The sequence below is a fragment of the Brevibacterium sp. SIMBA_078 genome, from assembly GCF_046534565.1.
Lineage (GTDB): Bacteria > Actinomycetota > Actinomycetes > Actinomycetales > Brevibacteriaceae > Brevibacterium.
In genome coordinates, this window is record NZ_JAWRYQ010000221.1 from 1 (window position 1) to 271 (window position 271).

Annotated in this window: 1 protein-coding gene; it reads right to left on the reverse strand. The window is 45.0% G+C overall.

The features are described 5' to 3' along the window. On the reverse strand, window positions 1-271 hold a 271-nt coding region (locus SB749_RS19505; protein ID WP_410711763.1), incomplete at both ends, for a DUF4124 domain-containing protein.

Sequence of the window (271 nt, forward strand, 5' to 3'; positions counted from 1 at the left end):
GCTGGTGCTCGCTGAGGAAAAGGCTTTACTGCTGATTTAGCACTGCCACTCAAAATGGCGGTATCTTCTGCAACCACGACATTAATATCGGCGGGGTTAAGCTTTACCACTTCGCTTTTACCATTCTTGTTTGGTACATCTGAGAAATGCCATTGTCCTTGCTCGTCTTGCCATTTATAAATTGGCTTAGGAGTTTCTGTCTCAAAGGTAGCCCCAGTGATTTTTTCACCCGCTGTGGTAATTGCTGAGGTAATACTATCTAACGCGCTAG